Raw genomic sequence first — 24,138 nt, forward strand, 5'->3', positions numbered from 1 at the left:
TTTTTGTTGCACCGCAAATCCCGCGAGGAAGTCCGCGTTGAATCCGCATCTTGAGTTGCTGCACCCGTACCCGTTCCAACGCCTGCGCCAATTGCTCGCCGGCGTCACGCCGCCGGCCGACAAGGCCCACATCAACCTGTCGATCGGCGAGCCGAAACACCCGACACCGGAAGTGGTGAAACAGGCGCTGATCGCTGCGCTGGACGGCCTGGCCGCCTACCCGGCCACGCTGGGCAGCGAGGCGCTGCGCGGCGCCTGCGCCGACTGGCTGGCCCGCCGCTACCAGGTAACGGTGGACCCGGCGCGCGAGGTGCTGCCGGTGTGCGGCAGCCGCGAGGCGCTGTTCTCCTTCGTGCAGGCGGTGATCGACCCGCGCGGCGATGACAAACCGGTACTGATTTCGCCCAACCCGTTCTACCAGATTTACGAAGGCGCCGCACTGCTCGCTGGGGCAGTTCCGCATTACGTGAATTGCGTGGCGGCCAACCGTTTCCAGCCGGACTGGCGCAGTGTGAGCGAGGAAACCTGGCGCCGCACCCAGATCGTCATCGTCTGCAGCCCGGGCAACCCCACCGGCGCGGTGATGTCGCTGGACGACTGGCGCGAGCTGTTCGCACTGTCCGACCGCTACGGCTTCGTGATCGCCAGCGACGAGTGCTATTCCGAGATCTACTTCGACACCCCGCCGCTGGGCGGGCTGGAGGCGGCGCGCCTGCTGGGCCGCGGCCACGAGCGGCTGGTGATGTTCACCAGCCTGTCCAAGCGCTCCAACGCGCCGGGGCTGCGCTCCGGCTTCGTCGCCGGCGACGCCGCCATCCTGGCGAAATTCCTGCTATACCGCACCTACCACGGCAGCGCCATGAGCCAGACCGTGCAGGAAGCCAGCATCGCCGCCTGGAATGACGAGGCGCACGTGGTGGACAACCGCGCCGCCTACGCCGCCAAGTTCGCCGCGGTGACCGCGCGCATCGGCCAGGTATTGCCGGTGAGCCGCCCCGATGCCGGCTTCTACCTGTGGGCGGAAGTGCCCGGCGGCGACGATGCCGCCTTCGCCCGCGAGCTGTTTGCCCGCGAACACATTACCGTACTGCCCGGCAGCTTCCTGGCGCGCGACGCCCACGGCGTGAACCCCGGCGCCGGCCGCGTGCGCCTGGCACTGGTGGCGCCGCTGGCCGACTGCGTGGCCGCCGCCGAGCGCATCGAGCAGTTTGTACGCTGACCCAACCGGATACCCCCATGACCACGATCCATATAACTAAAGGACTCAACCACATGCACCCGATCCAGCCCATCATCGAGGCCGCGTTCGAAGACCGCGCCAACATCACCCCGTCCAGCGTTTCGCCGGAACTGAAAGCCGCCATCGAGCAGGTGATCAGCGAGCTGGACAACGGCCAGCTGCGCGTGGCCGAGAAGATCGACGGCGAGTGGGTGGTGAACCAGTGGGCGAAGAAGGCCGTGCTGCTGTCGTTCCGCATCCGCGACAACGAAGTGCTGGACGATGGCGTGAGCCGCTACTTCGACAAGGTGGACACCAAGTTCGGCGACTGGAACGAGCAGCAGTTCCGCGATGCCGGCTTCCGCGCCGTGCCGGGCGCCGTGGCGCGCAAGGGCAGCTTCGTGGCCAAGAACACCGTGCTGATGCCGTCCTTCGTCAACATCGGCGCCTACGTCGATGAAGGCACCATGGTGGACACCTGGGCTACCGTGGGCAGCTGCGCCCAGATCGGCAAGAACGTGCACCTGTCCGGCGGCGTCGGCATCGGCGGCGTACTGGAGCCGCTGCAGGCCAACCCGACCATCATCGAAGACAACTGCTTCATCGGCGCCCGTTCCGAAGTGGTGGAAGGCGTGATCGTCGGCGAAGGCTCGGTGATCTCCATGGGCGTGTTCATCGGCCAGTCCACCAAGATCTACGACCGCGAAACCGGCGAAGTACACTACGGCAAAGTACCGCCGGGCTCGGTAGTGGTGTCCGGCAGCCTGCCGTCCAAGGATGGCAGCCACAGCCTGTACTGCGCGGTGATCGTGAAGAAGGTGGATGCGCAGACCCGCAGCAAGACCAGCATCAACGATCTGCTGCGCGGCGTGTAAGCAACTACATACAAACGCTTGATCTGACTGTGCATTTGTCGGGAAATTGTCACTCGCGGTAACACTTTTCCTACCGTTTTAGCGCAGTGGCATTTGTCGCAGTGCACACTAGGCAGATAAAATACCAACAGGGAGTCGTGACTACGGCTCCCTGTTTTTCTGTTACCCACAGGACTGAATGTGTCTTCCGACAGTTTCATCACCCTTCGCAATGTCGGCTTTGCCTACAACGACCGCCCCATCCTGCAGGATGTGTCGCTGTCGATTCCGCGCGGCAAGCTGGTTGCCATCATGGGTGGCAGCGGCAGCGGGAAAACCACGCTGCTGCGCCTGATCTCCGGCCAGGTACGCGCCCAACACGGCGAAGTGCTGGTCGACGGCCGCGACGTTGGCCGCATGAGCAATGCCGAGCTGTACCAGCACCGCCGCCGCATGGGCATGCTGTTCCAGTTCGGCGCGCTGTTCACCGACCTGTCCGTATTCGACAACGTGGCGTTTCCGCTGCGCGAACTCACCCGCCTGCCGGAAAGCGTGATCCACGACCTGGTGCTGCTGAAGCTGGCCGCCGTCGGCCTGCGCGGTACCGAGCGGCTGATGCCGGCCGAGCTGTCCGGCGGCATGGCGCGCCGCATCGCGCTGGCACGCGCCATCGCGCTCGACCCGCAGCTGATGCTGTACGACGAGCCGTTCACCGGGCTGGACCCGATCTCGCTGGGCACCATCGCGTTGTTGATCAAGAAGCTCAACGCCGCGCTGGGCACCACCGCCATCATGGTCACCCACGATGTGCACAAGTCGCTGGATATCGTCGACTACGTCTATTTCGTCGCCAACGGCCGCATCGTGGCCGAGGGCACGCCAGAGCAGGTACGCCACGCCGAATCGCCGTGGCTGGCGCAGTTCGTGGCCGGCGAACCGGACGGCCCGGTGCACTTCGCCTACCCGGCCACCGATACGCTGGCGCAAGCGTTCGGCCTGCAGGAGAACGCATGATGGAAAAACTGCTGTCTCCGTTCCGCCAGCTGGGCGAGCTGACCGTCAACGCTATCTGGCGCCTGGGCTTTGCCAGCCGCTTCCTGCTGGCCATCCTGCTCAACTCCGGGCAGAGCCTGCTGCGCTTCCAGCTCACCATCCGCGAGGTGTATTTCGCCGGCGTGCTGTCGCTGATCATCATCATGGTATCCGGCCTGTTCGTCGGCATGGTGCTGGGCCTGCAGGGCTACAACACGCTGGCACGCTTCGGCTCTTCCGATGCGCTGGGCGCGCTGGTGGCGCTGTCGCTGCTGCGCGAGCTGGGGCCGGTACTGGCGGCACTGCTGTTTGCCAGCCGCTCCGGCTCGGCGATGACCGCCGAAATCGGCCTGATGAAGGCCACCGAGCAGCTGGAAGCCATGAGCGTGATGGCGGTGAACCCCATCGCCCGCGTGGTGGCGCCGCGCTTCTGGGCCGGCGTGATCTCCATGCCGGTGCTGGCCGCCATCTTCAACGTGATGGGCATTTTCGGCGGCTACTTGGTGGGCGTGGTGATGATCGGCCTGGACGAAGGCACGTTCTGGTCGCAGATGCAGAACAACGTCGACCTGCACTACGACGTGGTCAACGGCCTAATCAAGAGCCTGTTCTTCGGCATGGCGGTCACGCTGATCGCGGTATTCGAAGGCTACGACGCCACGCCAACGGCCAGCGGCGTCTCTTCCGCCACCACCCGCACCGTGGTGACGTCGGCACTGGTCATCCTGGCGCTGGACTTCGTCCTGACGGCCTTCATGTTCTAGGAATAAACACTGATGAAACGTTCTACCATTGATTTGTGGGTTGGCCTGTTCGTTGCTATCGGCATCGCGGCGGTCACTTTCCTGTCCCTGAAAGTGGCCAACCTCACCCCGCAGAGCGACAGCAACACCTATACCCTCACTGCCGAGTTCGACAATATCGGCGGGCTCAAGGTCAAGGCGCCGGTGAAATCCTCCGGCGTACTGGTTGGCCGCGTCAGCAATATCGCGCTGGACACCAAGCGCTACGTCGCCGATGTGACACTGGTTCTGGATGGCAAATACCAGTTCAGCCGCGACACCAGTGCCGAGATCCTGACCGCCGGCCTGCTGGGCGAACAGTACATCGGCCTGACCCAGGGCGGCGACCCGGACAATCTGAAAGCTGGCGACCATATCAGCATCACCTCCTCCGCCATGGTGCTGGAGCAGCTGATTGGCAAGTTCATGACCAGCTTTGCCGATAAACCGGCCGCCGGCGGCAGCGATGCCAGCCAGAGCCAATAATTCTTCGCATAGATAAAAGAAAGACGCACATCATGAAAAAGCTGCTTACCTCCCTGATGCTGTTGCTGGGCCTCGCCACCCCGGCACTGGCCGCCGACGAGCCGGTAGGCCTTGTGCAGGACACCTCGCAAAAGGCGCTGGATATCCTGAAAAAGGAAAACGGCAAGAACACCCGCCAGGTGCGCGAACAAGTGGAAAGCATGGTGATCCCGCTGATCGACTTCACCCGCATGACCGCGCTGGCAGTCGGCAAGGACTGGCGTGCGGCCAACCCGGCACAGCAGGAACAGCTGGCCAGCCAGTTCAAGACCCTGCTGGTACGCACCTACTCGTCCACCATGGTACGTTTCAAGACCGCCCAGATCGACGTCAAGCCCGCCGCGCAGTTCAATAATGGCGGCCGTGAAGCCGTGGTGAAATCGGAAGTGACCCTGCCGGGCAATGCCGACAAGAAAAACGTCAGCATCGATTACACCCTGTACAAGGGCGCCCAGGGCTGGAAAATCTTCAACGTCAGCGTGGAAGGCGCCAGCCTGGTTACCGTCTATCGCACCCAGTTCGGTGAAGAAATCCGCAAGAACGGCATCGACGGCCTGATCAAGCAGCTGAAAGACAAGAACGAGGGCGTGAAGCCGGCATGAGCCTGATTACCGTCACCGCCGGCCAGCTTGCGCTGCAAGGCGTGCTGGACATGGACACGGTTGCCAGCGTCCAGCCCCAGCTGCTGCAAGCCATGCAAGGCGGCACGCTGCACCTGGACCTGTCCGCCGTCGAGAAAGCCGACGCCGCCGCCCTGGCCATGCTGCTGGGCGCCGCACGCCAGCAACAGCAGCGCGGCGGGGAGCTATTGCTGCAGCACCTGCCGGCCAGCCTGGCCAGCCAGGCACGCCTGTATGGCATTGCCGACCTGCTGGGCATGCCAGGAGACGCACCATGAAACAGCGCCTTACCGTCCTGCTAGCCAGCAGTGTATTGCTGGCGGGCTGTGCCAGTACCCCCAGCCATCCGCAGGATCCGCTGGAGCCGATGAACCGGGCAGTATTCCAGTTCAACGACAAAGCGGATCGCTATGTGATGAAACCGGTGGCGGAAGGCTACCGTGCAATCACCCCGCAGCCGGTGCGCACCGGTGTCGGCAACTTCTTCAACAACCTTGAAGACCTCTACAGCATGCTGAACCACGGCCTGCAGCTGGAGCCGCGCAAGACGCTGACCGACTTCATGCGCATCTCGTTCAACAGCACCTTCGGTCTGTTCGGCCTGATCGATATCGCCACCCCGATGGGGCTGCAACGCGAGCCGGCCACGCTGGGGGACACCATGGCCCACTACGGCTGGAAGAACAGCAACTACCTGGTGCTGCCACTGCTGGGCCCGTCCACCGTGCGCGATGGCCTGGGCACTGCGGCCAACTTCACCGTCGCCAATCAGCACGACCTGGTGTTCCACACCGAGTCGCAGGCGACCGCGGCCACCGTGCTCAAGGGCATCAGCACCCGCGAGCAGATGCTGGGCGTGGAAGATACCCTGCAGCAAGCGGCGCTGGACCCGTACAGCTATATGCGCGATGCCTGGCTGCAGTACCGCAACCGCCAGGTTGGTTTTCAGCCGAGCGCCCAGCCGGATGCCAGCAGCCCGGTGCAGGAAGAGAATATCGACGACCTGGTTGGACCCGATGCTGTCGCACCGTCAGCCTCTGCTCCGCTCGCGGCAGCCCCGGCATCCGCGGCGGCCTCGGCAGCACAATAAGCGCTCACGGCAATAAAAAATGGCCACCTGTCGGTGGCCATTTTTATTATGCAAGCTACTCGCAACACCTTGGCGATGGCAGTCAGACAACGCCAGCAGCCAAGTAAAACACCCCACAGCCGAACCGGAGTTCACACTTGGGGTGTCAGCTCTGCCGCAGAAACCTCACGACGCCAACCAGGCCTTAGCGCCGCCCCGGAAAGGTAATCACCTTTGCCGTCTTGGCCGCCTCGTCCACTGCCGGCTCAGGCTCGCTAGCAGCGACGGCTTGCGGCGGCGTGGCCGGTTGCGACAGCGCCTCCAACTCGAACCCCATCCCCTCGCCCGACTCCCGCGAGAAGATAGAAAGCACATTACCGACCGGTACCCAGATCTCCCGGGAGACACCACCAAAACGGGCAGCGAAGGAAATCCAGTCGTTATCGAGCTGCAGATTCTGCGTCGCGCCATAAGCTACGTTCAGCACGATCTCGTTGTTCTTCACATACTCCATCGGCACCTGCACGTTTTCATCCACCCATACCACCATGTAAGGCGTCTGCCCCTGGTCGGTACACCACTGGTGAATGGCGCGAAGAAGATAAGGCCGGGTACTGACTGTCATGGCCGCCTCTTACTTGCGCATGGCCTTTTCGGCCGGAGTCAGCGAATCGATGAAAGACTGGCGCTGGAACAGGCGCTCGGCATACTTCAGGATCGGCGCGGCATTCTTGCCCAGATCGATGCCGTAGTGTTCCAGGCGCCACATCAGCGGCGCAATGGCCACGTCGATCATCGAAAAGTCATCGCCCAGCATGAACTTCTGCTTGGCAAAGATCGGCGCAATGGTGATCAGGCCATCGCGAATCGCTTCGCGAGCCTTGGTGGCTTCCTTGCCGGTTGCCCCTGCTTCCATGGTTTTTACATGAATGAACAGTTCCTGCTCGAAACGGAACAGGAACAGACGGGCGCGGGCGCGCATTACCGGGTCGGCCGGCATCAGCTGCGGATGCGGAAAACGCTCATCAATATATTCGTTGATGATATTGGACTCATGCAGGATCAGATCGCGCTCCACCAGTACCGGCACTTCGTTGTACGGGTTCATCACGGCGAGATCTTCCGGCTTGTTCAGCACGTCCACGTCAATAATCTCGAAATCCATACCCTTTTCGTACAACACGATGCGGCAACGCTGGCTGAACGGGCAAGTGGTTCCGGAATAGAGTGTCATCATGGCGGACTGACTTCCTTTTGGCGGCAATTGATGAAATAACAGGCAATTTTAGCACTTTCGCTTGGCAAATAGCGAATAAAATTGCATAAGCCAATGATTTCAAAAGAAAAAGCGGAGCTTTCGCTCCGCTTTATTCTGCAAGAACCCACGGTGCTTTAGTGGATTTCTTTCCAGTAGGCCTTCTTCAGGAAGTAGGCAAACGGCAACAGCAGCAGGATCAAGTACATCAGCACCACGTAACCAATCTGCTGACGTTTAACCTGTGCCGGCTCGGCCATGTAGACCAGGAAGTTGGTCAGGTCAGCCATACGCTTGTCGAATTCGGCGGTATTGGCCTTGCCGTTTTCCAGCTTGGTCAACGTGCCGGCCTTGACCAGCTGCAGCGAATGCTCCTCATGACCTTCCGCATTCTTCTCGGTCTTCAGTACCTGCTCACCCTGCCATTGCCACAGGATGTGTGGCATGCCCACCTTGTCGAATACCAGGTTGTTCCAGCCGGTCGGACGGGAGTCGTCACGGTAGAAACCACGCAGGTAGCCATACAGATAGTCGGCACCGCGCGAGCGAGCAATCACGGACAAGTCCGGCGGTGTGGCACCGAACCAGGCTTTGGCGTCTTTCTTGTCCATGGCAACGTTCATCTGCTCACCGATCTTGTCGGTGGCGAACATCAGGTTGCCCTTGATCTGCTCTTCAGACAGGCCGATGTCGGTCAGCCGGTTGTAGCGCATCGCGCTCGCCGAATGACAAGACAGGCAGTAGTTGGCGAAAGTCTGCGCACCGCGCTGCAGGCTTTCGGTGTCCTGAATGTTGATCGGCGCCTTCTCCAGGGCCGGACCCTCGGAGGAAGCAAATGCACCGACGGCCGGCAGGACGAGGGCAGCAGCAGCAATCAATTGACGAATGGTCTTGTTCATAGTGCCCCCTCTATCAGATGAATTTCGCAAACAGGGTCGCAGCTACCACGGTAACCGCTACCAGCACCAGGAAACGGATCTGGCGGGCCGGGGTACTCATGGTCACGCGGGTCGGAACCGGCGTGCTGCCAACGTCGTTCTTGGTATAGAACGGCATGCCCAGGAAGAAGGCGAAGTAAATGACGGAGAGCAACTGCGCTACCACGGTACGTACGTTGGTAGACGGGGCGGCACCCAGAATACCCAAACCGATGAAGGCAATAATGAACAGCACCAACATGAACTTGAACTTCGGACCGCGGTAACGGATCGACTTCACCGGCGACTTGTCCAGCCACGGCAGGAAGGCGATCAGCACCACCGCCGCGCCCATCGCCAGCACACCCCATACCTGGGTACCGGCAAAGGACGGCACCGCGCGCAGAATGGCGTAGAACGGGGTGAAGTACCAAACCGGCGCAATGTGCGGCGGGGTCTTCAGCGGGTCAGCCTGGTCGAAGTTCGGATGCTCCAGGAAGTAGCCGCCCATTTCCGGCGCAAAGAACACGATGCCGGAGAACACGATCAGGAATACCGCTACACCCAGGATATCCTTCACGGTGTAGTACGGATGGAACGGGATGCCATCCAGCGGCGTACCGTCCTCGCCCTTCAGCTTCTTGATTTCCACGCCGTCTGGGTTGTTGGAGCCCACTTCGTGCAGCGCGATCAGATGCGCTACCACCAGCGCCAGCAGGATCAGCGGAATGGCGATCACATGCAGCGCGAAGAAGCGGTTCAAGGTGGCATCGCCAACCACAAAGTCGCCACGGATGAACACCGACAGATCCGGACCGATCACCGGTATGGAAGCAAACAGGTTCACGATCACCTGCGCCCCCCAGAACGACATCTGGCCCCACGGCAGCAGGTAACCCATGAAGGCCTCGGCCATCAGCAGCAGGAAGATCAGGGTACCGAAAATCCACACCAGCTCGCGCGGCTGCTTGTAGGAGCCGTAGATCAGGCCGCGGAACATGTGCAGGTACACCACCACGAAGAACATGGAGGCGCCGGTGGAGTGCATGTAACGGATGATCCAGCCACCCGCCACATCGCGCATGATGTATTCGACCGAGGCGAACGCTACCGGGATACCCGCGCCATTGAGCGTGGCATCCGGCTTGTAGTTCATGGTCAGGAAAATACCGGTAACAATCTGGATCACCAGCACCAGCATGGCCAGCGAGCCGAAGAAGTACCAGAAGTTGAAGTTTTTCGGTGCGTAGTACTCGGTAACGTGCTCCTTCATCATCGAAGACAGCGGGAAGCGATCGTCTACCCAGTTCAGCACTTTTTGCCCAATGCTCATGTTCACTCCCTCGCTTATTTGTCTTCGCCGATCAACAGGCGAGTGTCGGCCAGGTATTTGTGCGGCGGGATGACCAGGTTCTTCGGTGCCGGTACGCCGTTGTAAACGCGGGCGGCCAGGTCGAACTTGGAGCCGTGACACGGACAGTAGAAGCCACCCACCCATTTCGGCCCCAGATCAGCGGGGGCGATATCCGGGCGGTGGGTCGGAGAACAGCCCAGGTGGGTACAGATACCCACGGCAACCAGCACCTCCGGCTTGATGGAGCGATGCTTGTTCTTGCAGTACTCCGGCTGCTCGGAACCCTCGGACGACGGATCCAGCAGATCGCCTTCGATGGTGGCCAGGTTCTTCAGCTGCTCCGGGGTGCGGGACAGCACCCATACCGGCTTGCCGCGCCACTCGACGTTGATCTTCTGACCCGGCTCCAGCTTGCTGATATCTACTTCGACCGGGGCACCAGCAGCCTTGGCACGCTCAGACGGCGCAAAGCTCATCAAAAACGGCACGGCCACACCGGCCGCCGCCACACCACCAACCGCGCTGGTGGCCACCGTCAGAAAGCGACGGCGCCCCGCATCAACGTGTTGTTCACTCATTACAGTCATCCTCAAACGTGGAAACCGAGCTCTAAACTTGAAACCTTACGATTCTACCCGAATCCAACACGGAACTTGAAGCGCATATGCGAGAAATCGCCTCATTGCCAACATGGGATTGTCGTCAGACCGGGTTGAACAGATCGATAAAGCTGACATCCAGTGCGTATTCCGCAGCCAGCCATTCACCCAAGGCTTTTACACCATAGCGCTCCGTTGCATGATGACCTGCCGCAAGGAATGTGACGCCATACTCCTCTGCCAGGTGCAGGTTCTGCTCGGACACCTCACCAGTGATAAAGGCGTCCACCCCCAGCGCGACCGCCTGCTCGAAGTAGCCCTGCGCCCCGCCCGTACACCATGCCAGCCGCCGGATAGGACGCTCAGTCGGGCCCAGCACTAGCGGCTCACGCCCCAGGCTGTGTGCCAACTGTGCGGCCAACTGTGTTCCGCTTAACGGCTGCGCCAGCTCACCCTGCCACAGCAGCGGCTCATCCGGGCTGGCTTGGCATGCCTGCAAGCCCAGCTTCTTCGCCAGCTGTGCATTGTTTCCCAGCTCAGGATGCGCATCTAGCGGCAAGTGGTAGGCCAGCAGGCTGATGTCGTTTTGCAGCAACGTGGCAATGCGCTGGCGCTTGATGCCGGTCAGTGGCGCCGGCTCGCTTTTCCAGAAGTAGCCGTGATGCACCAGGATGGCATCGGCCCGCAAGCGCACCGCCTCATCCAGCAGCGCCTGTGACGCCGTGACGCCGGTGACGATTCGCTGTACCTGCGCCCGCCCCTCTATCTGCAAGCCATTAGGCGCGTAATCCTTGAAACGCCACGGCTCCAGTTTCTGGTTAAGCGCCAACACCAGCTGCTGCAATTCCATTCCCTACTCCCTTTTGCTTGCGTCTGCTCGCATTGTGCCAGAGCCACCAAGCAATGCGGCCAACCTTGCCAAGGTTGGCCGCAAAGAAAAACCCCGCAGCACGCTGCGGGGTTCTGATTCAGCACGGAGGGCTGCTTACATCATGCCGCCCATACCGCCCATGCCGCCCATGTCCGGCATACCGGCAGCCGGCTTGTCTTCCGGCAGCTCCGCGATCATGCAGTCGGTAGTCAGCATCAGACCGGCAACGGATGCTGCATGTTGCAGCGCCGAACGGGTTACCTTGGCCGGATCCAGCACGCCCATTTCGATCATGTCGCCATACTCGCCAGAGGCGGCGTTGTAACCGAAGTTACCTTTGCCTTCCAGCACCTTGTTCACCACCACCGACGGCTCGTCGCCGGCGTTCTGCACGATCTGGCGCAGCGGCGCTTCGATCGCCTTCAGCACGATCTTCACGCCGGCGGCCTGGTCGGCGTTGACAGTGACAACGTTCTCGATGGCAGCACGGGCGCGCAGCAGGGCCACGCCACCGCCAGGGACCACGCCTTCTTCAACCGCGGCGCGGGTAGCATGCAGCGCGTCTTCCACGCGAGCCTTCTTCTCTTTCATTTCCACTTCGGTAGCGGCGCCAACCTTGATCACGGCAACACCGCCGGCCAGCTTGGCCACGCGCTCTTGCAGTTTTTCACGGTCGTAGTCGGAAGTCGCGGCTTCGATCTGCTGGCGTACTTCGGTCACGCGGGCCTGGATGGCGGCAACGTCGCCGGCGCCGTCGATGATGGTGGAGTTTTCCTTGCCCACTTCAACACGCTTGGCTTGGCCCAGCATGTCGAGGGTAACTTTTTCCAGGGTCAGGCCAACTTCTTCAGCGATAACGGTACCGCCGGTCAGTACGGCGATGTCCTGCAGCATGGCCTTGCGACGATCGCCAAAGCCTGGCGCCTTCACGGCAACCACTTTCAGGATACCGCGGATGGTGTTCACCACCAGGGTAGCCAGCGCTTCGCCTTCTACGTCTTCGGCGATGATCAGCAGCGGACGGCCGGACTTGGCCACCTGTTCCAGTACCGGCAGCAGGTCGCGGATGTTGGAGATTTTCTTGTCGAACAGCAGGATGAACGGATTGTCCAGCGCGGCAATCTGCTTTTCCTGGTTGTTGATGAAGTACGGGGACAGGTAGCCGCGGTCGAACTGCATGCCTTCCACCACGTCCAGCTCGTTGTTCAGGCTCTTGCCGTCTTCAACGGTGATCACGCCTTCCTTGCCCACTTTTTCCATCGCATTGGCGATGATGTCGCCGATGTCGGAATCGGAGTTGGCGGAGATGGAGCCAACCTGGGCGATTTCCTTGGTGGTCGCGCACGGTTTGGCGATCTTGGCGATCTCGCCGACCAAGGCGATTACCGCCTTGTCGATGCCGCGCTTCAGATCCATCGGGTTCATGCCGGCGGTCACGAACTTCATGCCTTCGTGCACGATGGCCTGGGCCAGTACGGTAGCGGTGGTGGTACCGTCACCGGCCACGTCGGAAGTCTTGGAAGCCACTTCCTTCACCATCTGCGCGCCCATGTTCTCGAACTTGTCCTTCAGTTCGATTTCCTTGGCAACGGAAACACCATCCTTGGTGATAGTCGGCGCGCCGAAGGAGCGATCCAGTACCACGTTGCGGCCTTTCGGGCCCAGGGTCACTTTAACGGCATCAGCCAGAATGTTGACACCCACCACCATCTTGGCGCGGGCGGAATCACCAAAGCGTACGTCTTTAGCAGCCATGCTCAATAATCTCCAGAATCTGTATCAAAAAATTGTGATGGGTCGGATTACTCGACGATCCCCATCACGTCTTCTTCGCGCATCACCAGCAGCTCTTCGCCGTCGACCTTGACAGTCTGGCCGGAGTACTTGCCAAACAGCACTTTGTCGCCAACCTTCAGCTCCAGCGCACGGCGCTCGCCGTTTTCCAGAATCTTGCCGTGGCCCACGGCGACCACTTCGCCCATGTCCGGCTTCTCGGCGGCAGCGCCCGGCAGAACGATGCCGGAAGCGGTCTTCTCTTCAGCTTCAAGGCGCTTGATAACAACACGGTCGTGCAGAGGACGGATTGCCATTGATCTCTCCTAAAATCAGTAGCTGTGTGAACAGAGACTATGCTTGTGGGTGTGAGGAAACGCCGTTAGCACTCCCCCCTTGTGAGTGCTAATCATAGGGACGGGGTCGCCAGCTTTCAAGAGGGACATGTGAAGAAATTCTGGAATCAGAACTACGCCCGTGCACTAGCCGCCCTTGCGCAAGGTCAGCCATCGCGGGGCACGGAAGCGCACAATAAGCTGGTACAAGTAGAGGTAGGCCGCAATAAAGAGCACCACAAAGACCAGCAGCACCCATGTCCGGTTCCAGAAGAGCATGGCGGGCAGTACAGAAAAAGAACAGAGCAGCCAGAGATAGGGGGAAGTCAGACTATTACGCTGGGTAAGGTGGCGTGCTTCACGAGACCCTACCATCCAACGCACCAGCCGTCGGTAGATCATTTGATGCAGATGCAGCGCATCTGGGCAGCCCACTGCCCGACCTTGCAGGAACTTGCGCCGGTAAATGGAAAACAAGGTCTCGAACACCGGATAAATCACACACAGTAGTGGAAACCAGGGCGACACTTGCGGGTTACGCGCAACGAGCAGCACAGAGACTTCTGCAATCATGAAGCCCACCAAGTAGGCCCCACCATCACCAGCAAAAATCAGCCCACGCGGGAAATTCCAGCACAGGAAGCCAAGCACTGCACCTATCATGGCCATGCATACGCTCATCAGCAGGATGTCATGCACCTTGAGACACACATAAGCCATGGCCGTAAAAACAAGCACTGCCACCATACCAGAAAGGCCATTGTAGCCGTCGATGATATTGAAAGCATGCGCTACACCCCCTACGGCAACCATGGTTACCACCAGAGATAGCCACCAATAGCGCGCCAGCAGATGATCAACCGCGGGAATCCCCAACCGTGTCAGAGCAGCCTGTATCAACAGATACCCCAATCCGGCGGACACAAATGTTGCCAACAAACGGATCAGCGGCCCAATCTTCTTGGTGACATCCTCCAGCAGGCCAAAGCCGAATGCGGGCACGGTAGACAGCAGCAACAGCAGCACCCACACCGAAGTATTCAGATAGCCAGACAGCGCACACCCCACCAGTAGCCCCAACATGATCGGGATACCCCCGACTCGTGGCACAGGCACGGCATGAAATTTCTGCACCCCGGCGGTATCAAAGTCGGCAGTGAGATGCGAGTGCAAATGTGAGTATCTAATGAGGCCAAGGCCCGCAAGAATAGAAACCAACATTGCCGTCAGTAATATTTGCAGCATCGAGAAGCAAGTCCAAGGTTAAGGCCTTTGCCAGGCCCATACCAGAGCCAGGCTCCGGCAGCAGGATCGGGAGGATAACAGATAGTAGGATATACTCGGACTTTTCGCAGTCTCATCAACAGACAAGCGTTCTGCCTGACTTTTCGCGGGCCTCAATATGACTTTTGGAACCCTAACCCATGATCCTTGTTACTGGCGGGGCCGGCTTCATCGGCGCCAATTTCGTTCTTGACTGGCTAGCCTGCAAGGATGAACCAGTCATCAATCTCGACAAGCTTACCTACGCAGGCAATCTGCAGACCTTGTCATCGCTTGAACGGGACCCTCGCCACCACTTCATCCGTGGAGATATCGGTGACCGGGATCTGGTAGCAAGTCTTTTGCTCGAGTATCGCCCCAGGGCCGTTGTCAATTTTGCAGCTGAGTCACATGTTGACCGCTCCATCCACGGCCCGGGTGACTTCATCCAGACCAACGTCGTTGGTACCTTTAACTTGCTGGAGGCCATCCGTGATTACTGGGCGACCTTGAGTGAAGAAGAGCAATCGTCCTTCCGTTTTCTGCACGTATCAACGGATGAGGTCTATGGTACGTTGGCCGCCACAGATGCCCCCTTCAGCGAAACCAACCGCTACGAACCCAACAGCCCCTACTCCGCCAGCAAGGCCGCATCGGACCATCTAGTACGCGCCTGGCACCATACCTATGGCCTGCCGGTACTCACCACCAATTGCAGCAACAACTATGGCCCCTACCACTTCCCGGAGAAGCTGATCCCGCTGGTGATCTTAAACGCCATCGCAGGAAAAGCACTTCCCATCTACGGCGATGGCCAGCAGATTCGAGACTGGCTTTACGTAAAGGACCACTGCGCTGCAATACGTCGCGTACTGGAAGCCGGCAAGGTAGGCGAAACCTATAACGTGGGCGGCTGGAACGAAAAAGCCAATCTGGACGTAGTTGGCACCATCTGCAGCATTCTTAACGAACTGCAGCCACGTAGTGACGGCAAACCATACGCAGAACAAATCACTTTTGTAGCGGATCGCCCCGGTCATGACCGCCGCTACGCGATTGACGCACGCAAACTGGAACAAGAACTTGGCTGGAAACCCGCCGAAACCTTCGAAACAGGCATTCGTAAAACAGTAGCCTGGTACCTGGCAAACCGTGAGTGGACAGAGGCCGTAACGAGTGGCAGCTACCGGCAATGGATAGACCGCCAGTACGGGGACGAAGCATGACCCGGATTTTGCTAACGGGGGGAAACGGCCAACTTGGTTTTGAGCTGCAACGTGCCCTGGCCGTAACAGGCGAAACCGTGTGCCTTGACCGATCCAGCCTTGATTTGTGCGATATAGCTGCTATCCGGCAAACGCTGGACCGCGTGCAACCGGACATCATCGTAAACCCTGCAGCCTACACCGCGGTGGACAAAGCAGAGAGCGACCCCGCAACAGCTAAACAAGTGAATGCCGATGCGCCCGCCACCATGGCCGCATGGGCCGCAGAGCACCAAGCACTATTGATTCACTACTCCATCGACTACGTGTTCGATGGAGAAAAAGACGGCTCTTAATATAGAGACAGATGTGGCCAACCCTCAATGTGTCTATGGGAGCAGCAAGTTGGCCGGGGAACAGGCCGTTGCCACAGCGGGGACCGCCCATGCCATTTTGCGTACCAGCTGGGTATTTGGTGCACATGGCGGCAACTTTCTGAAAACCATCCTGCGGCTTGCCAATGAACGCGACCAGCTCAGCATCGTCGCGGGCCAGATAGGGGCGCCGACCCCGGCCAGCCTGCTTGCTAATGTAACCGCACACATCATTCAGCAATATCGCCGGGACAAATGTGACTTTCCTAGCGGGCTCTACCATCTCAGCTGCAGCGGCAGCACCAGTTGGTACGAATATGCCCAACTGGTTGTTGAGTTGGCCGCAACACATGGCTTTCCGCTGAAGCTGTCCGCCGCTGACATCCAGCCCATCCCTACATCAGGCTACCCGACGCCAGCGCGCAGACCGCGCAACTCACAGCTGGATTGCAGTAAAATTCAGAAAATTTTTGGCACTCACCCACCAGACTGGCATGACAGCGTAAAGCACGTCTTGGCCCAGCTTGACCAACGTTGACAAACGAGATTGTGTCCATGAGTAGAAAAGGCATCATTCTAGCCGGGGGTAGCGGCACCCGCCTGTACCCGGCCACCCTGGCAGTGAGCAAGCAGTTGTTGCCCATCTACGACAAGCCGATGATCTATTACCCGCTAAGCACACTGATGCTGGCAGGTATCCGGGACATACTGATTATCTCCACCCCGCAAGACACCCCGCGCTTTGAGCAATTACTCGGCGACGGCAACCAATGGGGCATCAACCTGCAATACGCAGTACAGCCCAGCCCCGATGGGCTCGCGCAAGCGTTCATCATAGGCGAGGCATTTCTGGACGGCGCACCGTCCGCACTAGTTCTTGGCGACAACATTTTCCATGGCCATGACTTCCCGAAACTGCTAAAGGCGGCCAATGCCAAAGCGGAAGTAGCAAGTGTATTTGCTTACCATGTACACGACCCGGAACGCTACGGAGTAGTGGCCTTCGACAGGCAGGGCAAAGCCTTGTCCATTGAAGAAAAGCCCGCCCAGCCTAAGTCAAATTACGCGGTAACCGGCCTGTATTTCTACGACAACCAGGTAGTGGATATAGCCAAGTCAATAAAACCCTCTGCCCGTGGCGAGCTAGAAATTACCGATGTTAACAACCGCTACCTACAGCAAGGCCAGCTTGACGTACAAACAATGGGGCGGGGGTATGCCTGGCTAGATACCGGCACACATGAATCCATGCTGGAAGCCAGCCAATTCATTGCCACCGTAGAAAATCGGCAGGGACTGAAAGTGGCTTGCCTGGAAGAAATAGCCTATGTTCAGCAATGGATTGATGCGGGCCAACTGGAACAGCTAGCACAACCGCTGAAGAAAAATGCCTACGGGCAATACCTGCTGCAGCTGCTGAAGTAAGAAAGCACGCCTTTTCATGAAAATTATCGATACCGCAATTTCGGACGTCAAAATCATTGAACCGGCTGTATTTTGCGACGACCGGGGGGTTTTCTTCGAAAGTTTCAATCAGAAGCGATTTGAGGAAGCCATTGGCCACAAGGTCGACTTCGTACAAGACAACCACTCCCGCTCAGTTAAAGGAGTACTGCGCGGGCTGCACTACCAGTTAGCGCCCCATGCACAAGGCAAGCTGGTACGCTGCGTGGTGGGCGAAGTGTTCGACGTGGCGGTGGACATCCGCAAGTCGTCACCGACCTTCGGCCAGTGGGTTGGGGTAAATCTGTCGGCAGAAAACAAACGGCAGTTGTGGATTCCGGAAGGGTTTGCACATGGCTTCTTAACGGTATCCGATGAGGCGGAGTTTTTGTACAAGACTACCGACTATTACGCCCCCGAAAGTGAGCGCAGCATTATTTGGGATGCCGCAGATCTGAACATAGATTGGCCAATTGCTGGGCAACCTTCACTATCCGCCAAGGATTTGCAGGGCAGCCATTTTCCGGCGGCACAATTTTTTTATTGAATGACGAGAGAAAAATGAAAGCAGTCATCTTGGCTGGTGGCCTCGGCACCCGCATTAGTGAAGAAACTTCGGTTCGTCCCAAGCCAATGGTAGAAATCGGTGGCAAACCGATTCTATGGCACATCATGAAGATCTACTCTCATTACGGGATCAACGAATTCGTAATCTGCTGCGGCTATAAGGGTTACGTTATCAAGGAATATTTCGCCAACTACTTCCTGCATATGTCCGATGTCACCTTCGACATGTCGAATAACAAGATGGAAGTTCATCAGCGCTATGCAGAGCCTTGGCGTGTCACCTTGGTGGACACTGGTGAAGACACCATGACAGGCGGACGCCTGAAGCGAGTCCGCAATTACGTAGAGAACGATGAAGCCTTTTGTTTTACCTACGGTGACGGCGTCAGCAACGTCAATATTGCTCAGTTGATCGAATTTCATAAAGCCCAAGGTGTCAATGCGACCCTTACCTCCACCTACCCTCCTGGTCGGTTCGGTGCATTGGACATCCATGACGGCAAGGTCATCACATTCAAGGAAAAACCCAAGGGCGACGGGGGCATGATCAATGGCGGATTCTTTGTACTATCGCCCAAGGTGATCGATCTGATCGATGACGATGCCACCATCTGGGAGCGTGAGCCACTGGAAAAACTGGCAGAAACCAGTCAGCTTGCAGCCTTTCCCCATGAAGGCTTCTGGCAGCCAATGGATACACTGCGAGACAAGGTTTATCTGGAAGAACTTTGGCAAAGTGGTAAGGCGCCGTGGAAGGTATGGGAATGAACTCGGCATTCTGGCATGGAAAGCGGGTTTTCCTCACCGGGCATACCGGCTTCAAAGGCAGCTGGCTCTCTCTATGGCTCCAGCACATCGGTGCAGAGGTAACCGGCTACGCATTGGCCCCAAACACTGCGCCCAGCTTGTTTGAAGAAGCCCGCGTAGCCGACGGCATGCATTCCATCCTGGGCGACGTGCGCGACCTCGATGCACTCACTCAAGCCATGCAAAATAGCCAGCCGGACATCGTCATCCATATGGCAGCCCAGCCGCTGGTGCGCTATTCCTACACCAACCCGGTAGAAACCTATTCCACCAACGTGATGGGCGCGGTGCACCTACTGGAAGCCGTTCGTACCACGCCCACAGTCCGGGTGGTGGTCAACGTCACTAGCGACAAGTGCTACGAAAACCGCGAATGGGTGTGGGGTTACCGCGAAAACGAAGCGATGGGCGGCTATGATCCGTACAGCAACAGCAAAGGTTGTTCTGAACTCGTCACCAGCGCCTACCGCAACTCGTTTTTCAATCCCGCAGACTATTCCCGGCACGGCGTGGCGTTGGCCAGCGCTCGTGCCGGGAACGTCATTGGCGGCGGCGACTGGGCCGGTGACCGGCTGATCCCCGACATCATGCGTGCCATCGAAGCTAGCGAAGCAGTCACCATCCGCAGCCCCCACGCCATCCGCCCGTGGCAACACGTGCTGGAACCCCTATCAGGTTATCTCGCCCTGGCTGAAAAGCTTTACACCGAAGGGCCTGCCTACGCCGAAGGATGGAATTTCGGCCCTCAAGAGAGCGATGCCAAGCCTGTGGAGTGGATTGTCAAGACCCTCACCCAAGTGTGGGGTGAGGGTGCCCGCTATGTCATCGACCCAGCGGCGGCTAATCTGCACGAAGCACATTATCTCAAGCTCGACTGTACCAAAGCTCACACACATCTTGGCTGGCAACCGCGCTGGTCGCTCGCCACGACCTTAAAACATATCTGCAACTGGCACCAAGCCCACCGTTCCAAACAAGATATGCAGCAAATTACGCTGCAGCAGATCGTCGCCTACCAAGGCACCAACCAAACTAGCGAATAATTGCAATGAGCCAACAAGAGAAAGCCCAACAACTCCGTCAACAAATTGCTCAGCTCGTCGACGAATACGCCGCTATCGCCATGGCGCCGCGTAGCTTCGAGCCAGGCAAGACCGTAATTCCGCCGTCGGGTAAAGTGATCGATGGCGCTGAACTGAAGAACATGGTTGAAGCCTCGCTGGATGGCTGGCTGACCACAGGCCGCTTCAACGACATGTTCGAGAAACGCCTGGCCGATTTCCTGGGTGTTAAGCACCTGCTGACCACCAACTCTGGCTCGTCGGCCAACCTGCTCGCATTTTCGGCACTGACCTCGCCCAAGCTGGGTGCACGGGCCATCAAGAAAGGGGATGAGGTCATCGGTGTGGCGGCGGGCTTCCCCACCACCGTCAACCCCATCATCCAGTTTGGTGCAGTACCTGTGTTTGTCGATGTCGACATCCCCACCTACAACATCAAGGCCGAGCTGATTGAAGCCGCCATCACCCCCAAGACCAAAGCCATCATGTTGGCCCACACCTTGGGTAACCCGTACAACCTGAAGACCATCAAGGCACTGTGCGAAAAATACAATCTGTGGTTGATCGAAGACTGCTGCGATGCACTGGGCGGCACCTACGACGGCAAACTGGTTGGCACCTTTGGCGACATCGGTACTCTCAGTTTCTACCCCGCCCACCATATCACTATGGGTGAAGGTGGTGCCGTGTTCACCAACGACTCCGATCTGAAAAAAATTATCGAGTCCTTCCGCGACTGGGGCCGCGATTGTTACTGCGCACCGGGTTGCGACAATACTTGCGGCAAGCGCTTTGGCTGGCAGTTGGGCAGCCTGCCGGCTGGCTACGATCACAAGTACACCTACAGTCACTTAGGCTACAACCTCAAGATCACTGACATGCAGGCCGCCTGCGCACTGGCCCAGCTCGACAAATTGGAAGGCTTTATCCAAGCCCGTAAAGACAACTTTGCCTATCTGACCGAGCGACTGCAAAGCTGTATTGAGTTCCTGATCCTGCCGGAAGCTACCGAAAACAGCAGCCCGTCGTGGTTCGGTTTCCCAATCACCCTCCGCCCCGACAGCGGCATCAGCCGTGTGGATGTGCTCAAGTACCTGGATGAACATCGCGTCGGTACCCGGCTGCTATTTGCCGGCAACCTCACCCGCCAGCCGTATATGGACGGCCAGGTCTATCGCGTGAGTGGTGAACTGACCAACACCGACCTGATCATGAACAACACCTTCTGGATTGGCGTGCATCCGGGGTTGAGCAGAGAAATGCTCGATTTTGCAGTAGAAAAAATCGAGACGATTGTTGGTGTGAATTTCTGAGCTAAACCATGACCGTACAAAAGCCGCTGCCATCCGATGATCTTGATTTGATCATTGAACATACCCGTGAAATATGGCGAAATCTATCAGGCACCCGTTTTTTTATCACCGGGGGCACCGGCTTTATTGGCACATGGCTACTTGAGTCGATAACACATGCAAACAAGCATCTACAGACAGACATTCGTGCGGTCGTATTAACCCGCACTCCAAATATCCATGCACAGCGCCTACCCCATATTGCAAGTGCTCCCAGCATCACTTTCTGTTCTGGCGATGTTTTATCGTTCAATTTCCCGGATGGAAGTTTTGATGGGGTAATCCATGCTGCGACTGATGTTGGCAACACCCAAAATACAGCTGACTATCTAGCAATATTTGACGTCAATGTGTCTGGAACAAGACGGGTACTGGATTTTGCAATCGAGCGTGGAGCCACTCGCTTCTTGTTGACGTCCAGCGGTGCAGTGTATGGAGTGCAGCCTCCGGCGCTGCAACGACTGATGGAGAACTGGCAAGGAGCCCCAGACCCACGCCAGCTTGGCTCAGCATACGGTGAGGGTAAACGGGCAGCAGAATGGCTATCGACGGCTTATGCTCGACAATATAACTTGGAAGCCAAGATTGCTCGGATATTTGCCTTGATAGGGCCAGGTATGCCACTTCATGGTCCATTTGCAGCGGGTAATTTTATAAGAGATGCGCTGGAAGGAAAAAATATCACAGTCAACGGTGATGGATCACCGCGACGCTCCTATCTTTATGCTGCCGACATGGCGATATGGCTATGGCATATATTCTGGTATGGTAAAAACACTGAAGCCTACAACCTAGGTGCAACTGCTGATCTATCGATCAAGGAACTTGCCGAGGCTGTGCAACATCAGATTGATCCCAATTTATCAGTCGAAGTGATGCAATCGTCAATTCCTAATGCTCTGCCAGCTCGCTACATCCCTGACACAAGCAAGGCACAGCATAAATTGGGAGTGAGGGAGTACACGCCTTTTTCCACCGCACTGCAAAAAACTATTGATTGGAATCGAGGTTAATTGCGATGACACAAGTGTTTGACGCAAAAAGTCTAAGAAAAACAGTATTAGATATGGCCTTCTCTGGCGCAACGGTCCACATTGGCTGTGCTTTCTCGATCATTGAAATAATGGCTGTCCTGTATCGAAATCATTTACGCTTCCCTGATGATGCACACGCGCACCCTAATCGTGATTATCTAGTGCTAAGCAAAGGACACGGAGTAATGGCGCAATATGCCTGCTTACATGAAAAAGGCTGGCTATCCTCTGCAGATATCAAGAATTACTTCAACAATGGGACACAGCTTAAAGGCCTTGCCGATGCTCATGTTCCAGGTGTAGAGGTCACTTCTGGCTCACTCGGGCATGGCCTCTCGGTAGGAGTTGGCATGGCCTATGGCGCCCAGCGCAGAAAAACTAATCAAATGTGTTATGCCATCGTCGGCGATGGAGAAATCAACGAAGGCAGCATTTGGGAGGCTGCACTCTTCGCCAGTCACTTTAAGCTAGATAACTTGATCGTGGTTGTTGACGAAAATGGTTTCCAGGCAATGGGTAGTACAGACGAAGTATTGAAGCTTGGCAATATAATGGAGAAATTTACTGCCTTTGGATTTGAGTCAATCCAGTTGGATGGACACGACGAATCGCAAATTGATGATGCAATTCATCAGTTAAAATCAAAGAAAAATGGCAAACCCAAAGCCATTATTGCCAAGACAATAAAGGGCAAGGGTATCTCCTTTATGGAAAACAACAACATCTGGCACTACACACGACTCAGCAGCGAAACCTATGCTGCAGCAATGGCCGAACTGGAGGAGAAATAGCATGAGGGCTGCCTTCTCAGAAGTGTTAGTTGCGGCCGCAAAAGCCAATCCCAACGTTCTGCTGCTAACGGGGGATCACGGGTATGCACTGTTCGATGCATTCCGTAAAGAATGCCCGGAGCAGTATGTAAACTGTGGTATTGCAGAGCAAAATATGGTTGGGGTGGCAGCAGGTTTGGCCAAAGGCGGATTTTTACCTATCGTCTATGGACTCAGCGCATTTGTTCCAATGCGCGTGTTGGAGCAAATAAAGATAGATGTCTGCTATGAATCACTCAAAGTGATTTTTATCGGAGATGGCGCAGGCGTGGTTTATAGCCACCTTGGATCGAGTCATCAATGCGTGGAAGACATTGCGGCACTACGCGCAATTCCAAATCTGGCAATTTACTCCCCTGCAGATCGCCATGAACTAACGTACACCATGCAGACGGCGATGGCATCCAGTCAAGCTAGTTATTTGCGAATGGGGAAAGCGGACTTGGGCGATGTTCATTCCACAATGCCAGACTCAGATATGCAGACAATACTGCCAATATTAGTTAGGGACAATGCCAAGAACTTGATTCTGGCAACCGGCTCCATGGTAAGTACGGCACTAAAACTGGCAAGCCAGCGACATGACGTCGATGTCTACTCCGTTCCCTGTATAAAACCCATGGCAAAAAATCACATCTATGAGCTCTGCAAGAATAGAGATAACATCCTATCACTAGAAGAGCACTCAATTTATGGCGGTTTGGGCAGCTGCATTTCCGAGATAATTGCCGGCGATATAATTTGTAATTTCAAAAAAATTGGGATTAACGACAAATTCTCGAAATACTGCGGTGACTATCACTACTTAATGGATTATCACGAACTAAGCTATCAAAAAATTGAAACCCTACTTAATAATGAATTCAATGCACAACATGACTCAACCATTGACATAGTCAGGGCATGACCCAAGTGTCACTAATTACAGTTGGAAATACTGAAGGCACGGGGATGCTTTATCTTATTTCAGCACCACTAACTCATGCGAAAAGCTTTC

The 24,138-nt window shown here is 57.2% G+C and carries 28 protein-coding genes; 19 read left to right on the forward strand and 9 right to left on the reverse strand.

Going from position 1 to position 24,138, the window contains the following annotated elements:
- Window positions 1-37: 37 nt before the first annotated feature.
- The 8 genes from dapC to ACFOLG_RS06690 all read left to right on the forward strand — a co-directional run bounded on the left by dapC (window position 38) and on the right by ACFOLG_RS06690 (window position 6,122).
- The gene (gene dapC, locus ACFOLG_RS06655) at window positions 38-1,219 is read left to right on the forward strand and encodes a succinyldiaminopimelate transaminase (protein WP_386089870.1); all 1,182 of its coding nucleotides are present in this window, start codon (window positions 38-40) and stop codon (window positions 1,217-1,219) included.
- A 53-nt stretch (window positions 1,220-1,272) separates the two neighbouring features.
- On the forward strand, window positions 1,273-2,094 hold the full coding sequence (gene dapD / locus ACFOLG_RS06660) for a 2,3,4,5-tetrahydropyridine-2,6-dicarboxylate N-succinyltransferase (RefSeq protein WP_386090039.1): 822 nt from the start codon (window positions 1,273-1,275) through the stop codon (window positions 2,092-2,094).
- Window positions 2,095-2,274: 180 nt separating this feature from the next.
- Entirely contained in the window at window positions 2,275-3,087 is an 813-nt protein-coding gene (locus ACFOLG_RS06665) for an ABC transporter ATP-binding protein (RefSeq protein ID WP_386089873.1), read from the forward strand.
- Complete coding sequence (gene mlaE, locus ACFOLG_RS06670) at window positions 3,084-3,869, forward strand: lipid asymmetry maintenance ABC transporter permease subunit MlaE (RefSeq protein WP_386089875.1); 786 nt, start codon at window positions 3,084-3,086, stop codon at window positions 3,867-3,869. Before ACFOLG_RS06665 ends, mlaE begins: the two co-directional genes overlap by 4 nt.
- Before the next feature lie 12 nt (window positions 3,870-3,881).
- Entirely contained in the window at window positions 3,882-4,373 is a 492-nt protein-coding gene (gene mlaD, locus ACFOLG_RS06675) for an outer membrane lipid asymmetry maintenance protein MlaD (protein WP_386089878.1), read from the forward strand.
- Between the two features lie 32 nt (window positions 4,374-4,405).
- Complete coding sequence (locus ACFOLG_RS06680) at window positions 4,406-5,014, forward strand: MlaC/ttg2D family ABC transporter substrate-binding protein (RefSeq protein ID WP_386089881.1); 609 nt, start codon at window positions 4,406-4,408, stop codon at window positions 5,012-5,014.
- Window positions 5,011-5,310: an STAS domain-containing protein gene (locus ACFOLG_RS06685; protein WP_386089884.1), complete on the forward strand. Its 300-nt coding sequence runs from the start codon at window positions 5,011-5,013 to the stop codon at window positions 5,308-5,310. Before ACFOLG_RS06680 ends, ACFOLG_RS06685 begins: the two co-directional genes overlap by 4 nt.
- Window positions 5,307-6,122 carry an MlaA family lipoprotein gene (locus tag ACFOLG_RS06690; protein ID WP_386089887.1) on the forward strand — a complete coding sequence of 272 codons (816 nt, stop codon included), beginning with the start codon at window positions 5,307-5,309 and terminating at the stop codon, window positions 6,120-6,122. Before ACFOLG_RS06685 ends, ACFOLG_RS06690 begins: the two co-directional genes overlap by 4 nt.
- A gap of 184 nt (window positions 6,123-6,306) precedes the next feature.
- Here the strand turns inward: ACFOLG_RS06690 and ACFOLG_RS06695 are convergent, their stop codons facing one another.
- The 9 genes from ACFOLG_RS06695 to ACFOLG_RS06735 form a co-directional block, all read right to left on the reverse strand.
- A complete protein-coding gene (locus ACFOLG_RS06695; protein ID WP_386089890.1) occupies window positions 6,307-6,726 on the reverse strand; it encodes a ClpXP protease specificity-enhancing factor in 420 nt (139 codons plus the stop codon).
- Window positions 6,727-6,735: 9 nt separating this feature from the next.
- Entirely contained in the window at window positions 6,736-7,338 is a 603-nt protein-coding gene (locus tag ACFOLG_RS06700; RefSeq protein WP_386089893.1) for a glutathione S-transferase N-terminal domain-containing protein, read from the reverse strand.
- Window positions 7,339-7,493: 155 nt separating this feature from the next.
- Window positions 7,494-8,255, reverse strand: coding sequence for a cytochrome c1 (locus tag ACFOLG_RS06705; RefSeq protein ID WP_386089896.1), 762 nt, complete (start codon window positions 8,253-8,255; stop codon window positions 7,494-7,496).
- Between the two features lie 13 nt (window positions 8,256-8,268).
- The gene (locus ACFOLG_RS06710) at window positions 8,269-9,606 is read right to left on the reverse strand and encodes a cytochrome b (RefSeq protein WP_386089898.1); all 1,338 of its coding nucleotides are present in this window, start codon (window positions 9,604-9,606) and stop codon (window positions 8,269-8,271) included.
- A 14-nt stretch (window positions 9,607-9,620) separates the two neighbouring features.
- Window positions 9,621-10,205: a ubiquinol-cytochrome c reductase iron-sulfur subunit gene (gene petA, locus ACFOLG_RS06715; RefSeq protein ID WP_349590608.1), complete on the reverse strand. Its 585-nt coding sequence runs from the start codon at window positions 10,203-10,205 to the stop codon at window positions 9,621-9,623.
- 124 nt (window positions 10,206-10,329) lie between these two features.
- Window positions 10,330-11,076: a Nif3-like dinuclear metal center hexameric protein gene (locus ACFOLG_RS06720; RefSeq protein WP_386089902.1), complete on the reverse strand. Its 747-nt coding sequence runs from the start codon at window positions 11,074-11,076 to the stop codon at window positions 10,330-10,332.
- Between the two features lie 135 nt (window positions 11,077-11,211).
- The gene (groL, locus tag ACFOLG_RS06725; RefSeq protein WP_386089904.1) at window positions 11,212-12,852 is read right to left on the reverse strand and encodes a chaperonin GroEL; all 1,641 of its coding nucleotides are present in this window, start codon (window positions 12,850-12,852) and stop codon (window positions 11,212-11,214) included.
- 47 nt (window positions 12,853-12,899) lie between these two features.
- Window positions 12,900-13,187, reverse strand: coding sequence for a co-chaperone GroES (gene groES / locus ACFOLG_RS06730; RefSeq protein WP_088965452.1), 288 nt, complete (start codon window positions 13,185-13,187; stop codon window positions 12,900-12,902).
- 165 nt (window positions 13,188-13,352) lie between these two features.
- The gene (locus ACFOLG_RS06735; RefSeq protein WP_386089908.1) at window positions 13,353-14,288 is read right to left on the reverse strand and encodes an MraY family glycosyltransferase; all 936 of its coding nucleotides are present in this window, start codon (window positions 14,286-14,288) and stop codon (window positions 13,353-13,355) included.
- A gap of 341 nt (window positions 14,289-14,629) precedes the next feature.
- On the opposite strand from ACFOLG_RS06735, the gene rfbB reads away from it, so the two are divergent.
- From rfbB to ACFOLG_RS06790, 11 genes are read left to right on the forward strand one after another with little or no spacing between them, the layout of a single operon-like run.
- The gene (rfbB, locus tag ACFOLG_RS06740; RefSeq protein WP_386089910.1) at window positions 14,630-15,694 is read left to right on the forward strand and encodes a dTDP-glucose 4,6-dehydratase; all 1,065 of its coding nucleotides are present in this window, start codon (window positions 14,630-14,632) and stop codon (window positions 15,692-15,694) included.
- The gene (locus ACFOLG_RS06745; RefSeq protein ID WP_386089912.1) at window positions 15,691-16,029 is read left to right on the forward strand and encodes an SDR family oxidoreductase; all 339 of its coding nucleotides are present in this window, start codon (window positions 15,691-15,693) and stop codon (window positions 16,027-16,029) included. The genes rfbB and ACFOLG_RS06745 overlap by 4 nt, the downstream gene beginning before the upstream one ends.
- A 13-nt stretch (window positions 16,030-16,042) precedes the next feature.
- Complete coding sequence (locus tag ACFOLG_RS06750) at window positions 16,043-16,585, forward strand: SDR family oxidoreductase (RefSeq protein WP_386089915.1); 543 nt, start codon at window positions 16,043-16,045, stop codon at window positions 16,583-16,585.
- Between the two features lie 17 nt (window positions 16,586-16,602).
- Window positions 16,603-17,472 (forward strand): glucose-1-phosphate thymidylyltransferase RfbA, encoded by an 870-nt coding sequence (gene rfbA / locus ACFOLG_RS06755; protein WP_386089917.1) that lies wholly within the window; start codon window positions 16,603-16,605, stop codon window positions 17,470-17,472.
- A 16-nt stretch (window positions 17,473-17,488) separates the two neighbouring features.
- Window positions 17,489-18,037 carry a dTDP-4-dehydrorhamnose 3,5-epimerase gene (gene rfbC, locus ACFOLG_RS06760; protein WP_386089919.1) on the forward strand — a complete coding sequence of 183 codons (549 nt, stop codon included), beginning with the start codon at window positions 17,489-17,491 and terminating at the stop codon, window positions 18,035-18,037.
- Between the two features lie 14 nt (window positions 18,038-18,051).
- The gene (gene rfbF / locus ACFOLG_RS06765; RefSeq protein ID WP_386089921.1) at window positions 18,052-18,825 is read left to right on the forward strand and encodes a glucose-1-phosphate cytidylyltransferase; all 774 of its coding nucleotides are present in this window, start codon (window positions 18,052-18,054) and stop codon (window positions 18,823-18,825) included.
- Window positions 18,822-19,907, forward strand: coding sequence for a CDP-glucose 4,6-dehydratase (gene rfbG / locus ACFOLG_RS06770; RefSeq protein WP_386089923.1), 1,086 nt, complete (start codon window positions 18,822-18,824; stop codon window positions 19,905-19,907). The genes rfbF and rfbG overlap by 4 nt, the downstream gene beginning before the upstream one ends.
- 5 nt (window positions 19,908-19,912) lie before the next feature.
- A complete protein-coding gene (gene rfbH, locus ACFOLG_RS06775) occupies window positions 19,913-21,238 on the forward strand; it encodes a lipopolysaccharide biosynthesis protein RfbH (protein WP_386089925.1) in 1,326 nt (441 codons plus the stop codon).
- 8 nt (window positions 21,239-21,246) lie between these two features.
- Entirely contained in the window at window positions 21,247-22,290 is a 1,044-nt protein-coding gene (locus tag ACFOLG_RS06780) for an NAD-dependent epimerase/dehydratase family protein (RefSeq protein ID WP_386089927.1), read from the forward strand.
- A gap of 5 nt (window positions 22,291-22,295) precedes the next feature.
- Complete coding sequence (locus ACFOLG_RS06785) at window positions 22,296-23,102, forward strand: transketolase (protein ID WP_386089929.1); 807 nt, start codon at window positions 22,296-22,298, stop codon at window positions 23,100-23,102.
- Window position 23,103: 1 nt separating this feature from the next.
- The gene (locus tag ACFOLG_RS06790) at window positions 23,104-24,048 is read left to right on the forward strand and encodes a transketolase family protein (RefSeq protein WP_386089931.1); all 945 of its coding nucleotides are present in this window, start codon (window positions 23,104-23,106) and stop codon (window positions 24,046-24,048) included.
- Window positions 24,049-24,138 lie beyond the last annotated feature (90 nt).

This window comes from Vogesella facilis (assembly GCF_042648525.1).
GTDB classification, from domain to species: domain Bacteria; phylum Pseudomonadota; class Gammaproteobacteria; order Burkholderiales; family Chromobacteriaceae; genus Vogesella; species Vogesella facilis.

Excerpts from the sequence above, each read along its gene's own strand:
- dapD (WP_386090039.1), top strand. The coding sequence starts at position 1,273 with ATGCACCCGATCCAGCCCATCATCGAGGCCGCGTTCGAAGACCGCGCC.
- mlaE (WP_386089875.1), top strand. The coding sequence starts at position 3,084 with ATGATGGAAAAACTGCTGTCTCCGTTCCGCCAGCTGGGCGAGCTGACC.
- mlaD (WP_386089878.1), top strand. The coding sequence starts at position 3,882 with ATGAAACGTTCTACCATTGATTTGTGGGTTGGCCTGTTCGTTGCTATC.
- ACFOLG_RS06680 (WP_386089881.1), top strand. The coding sequence starts at position 4,406 with ATGAAAAAGCTGCTTACCTCCCTGATGCTGTTGCTGGGCCTCGCCACC.
- ACFOLG_RS06685 (WP_386089884.1), top strand. The coding sequence starts at position 5,011 with ATGAGCCTGATTACCGTCACCGCCGGCCAGCTTGCGCTGCAAGGCGTG.
- ACFOLG_RS06690 (WP_386089887.1), top strand. The coding sequence starts at position 5,307 with ATGAAACAGCGCCTTACCGTCCTGCTAGCCAGCAGTGTATTGCTGGCG.
- ACFOLG_RS06695 (WP_386089890.1), bottom strand. The coding sequence starts at position 6,726 with ATGACAGTCAGTACCCGGCCTTATCTTCTTCGCGCCATTCACCAGTGG.
- ACFOLG_RS06700 (WP_386089893.1), bottom strand. The coding sequence starts at position 7,338 with ATGATGACACTCTATTCCGGAACCACTTGCCCGTTCAGCCAGCGTTGC.
- ACFOLG_RS06705 (WP_386089896.1), bottom strand. The coding sequence starts at position 8,255 with ATGAACAAGACCATTCGTCAATTGATTGCTGCTGCTGCCCTCGTCCTG.
- ACFOLG_RS06710 (WP_386089898.1), bottom strand. The coding sequence starts at position 9,606 with ATGAGCATTGGGCAAAAAGTGCTGAACTGGGTAGACGATCGCTTCCCG.
- petA (WP_349590608.1), bottom strand. The coding sequence starts at position 10,205 with ATGAGTGAACAACACGTTGATGCGGGGCGCCGTCGCTTTCTGACGGTG.
- ACFOLG_RS06720 (WP_386089902.1), bottom strand. The coding sequence starts at position 11,076 with ATGGAATTGCAGCAGCTGGTGTTGGCGCTTAACCAGAAACTGGAGCCG.
- groL (WP_386089904.1), bottom strand. The coding sequence starts at position 12,852 with ATGGCTGCTAAAGACGTACGCTTTGGTGATTCCGCCCGCGCCAAGATG.
- groES (WP_088965452.1), bottom strand. The coding sequence starts at position 13,187 with ATGGCAATCCGTCCTCTGCACGACCGTGTTGTTATCAAGCGCCTTGAA.
- ACFOLG_RS06735 (WP_386089908.1), bottom strand. The coding sequence starts at position 14,288 with ATGTTGGGGCTACTGGTGGGGTGTGCGCTGTCTGGCTATCTGAATACT.
- rfbB (WP_386089910.1), top strand. The coding sequence starts at position 14,630 with ATGATCCTTGTTACTGGCGGGGCCGGCTTCATCGGCGCCAATTTCGTT.
- ACFOLG_RS06745 (WP_386089912.1), top strand. The coding sequence starts at position 15,691 with ATGACCCGGATTTTGCTAACGGGGGGAAACGGCCAACTTGGTTTTGAG.
- rfbA (WP_386089917.1), top strand. The coding sequence starts at position 16,603 with ATGAGTAGAAAAGGCATCATTCTAGCCGGGGGTAGCGGCACCCGCCTG.
- rfbC (WP_386089919.1), top strand. The coding sequence starts at position 17,489 with ATGAAAATTATCGATACCGCAATTTCGGACGTCAAAATCATTGAACCG.
- rfbF (WP_386089921.1), top strand. The coding sequence starts at position 18,052 with ATGAAAGCAGTCATCTTGGCTGGTGGCCTCGGCACCCGCATTAGTGAA.
- rfbG (WP_386089923.1), top strand. The coding sequence starts at position 18,822 with ATGAACTCGGCATTCTGGCATGGAAAGCGGGTTTTCCTCACCGGGCAT.
- rfbH (WP_386089925.1), top strand. The coding sequence starts at position 19,913 with ATGAGCCAACAAGAGAAAGCCCAACAACTCCGTCAACAAATTGCTCAG.
- ACFOLG_RS06780 (WP_386089927.1), top strand. The coding sequence starts at position 21,247 with ATGACCGTACAAAAGCCGCTGCCATCCGATGATCTTGATTTGATCATT.
- ACFOLG_RS06785 (WP_386089929.1), top strand. The coding sequence starts at position 22,296 with ATGACACAAGTGTTTGACGCAAAAAGTCTAAGAAAAACAGTATTAGAT.
- ACFOLG_RS06790 (WP_386089931.1), top strand. The coding sequence starts at position 23,104 with ATGAGGGCTGCCTTCTCAGAAGTGTTAGTTGCGGCCGCAAAAGCCAAT.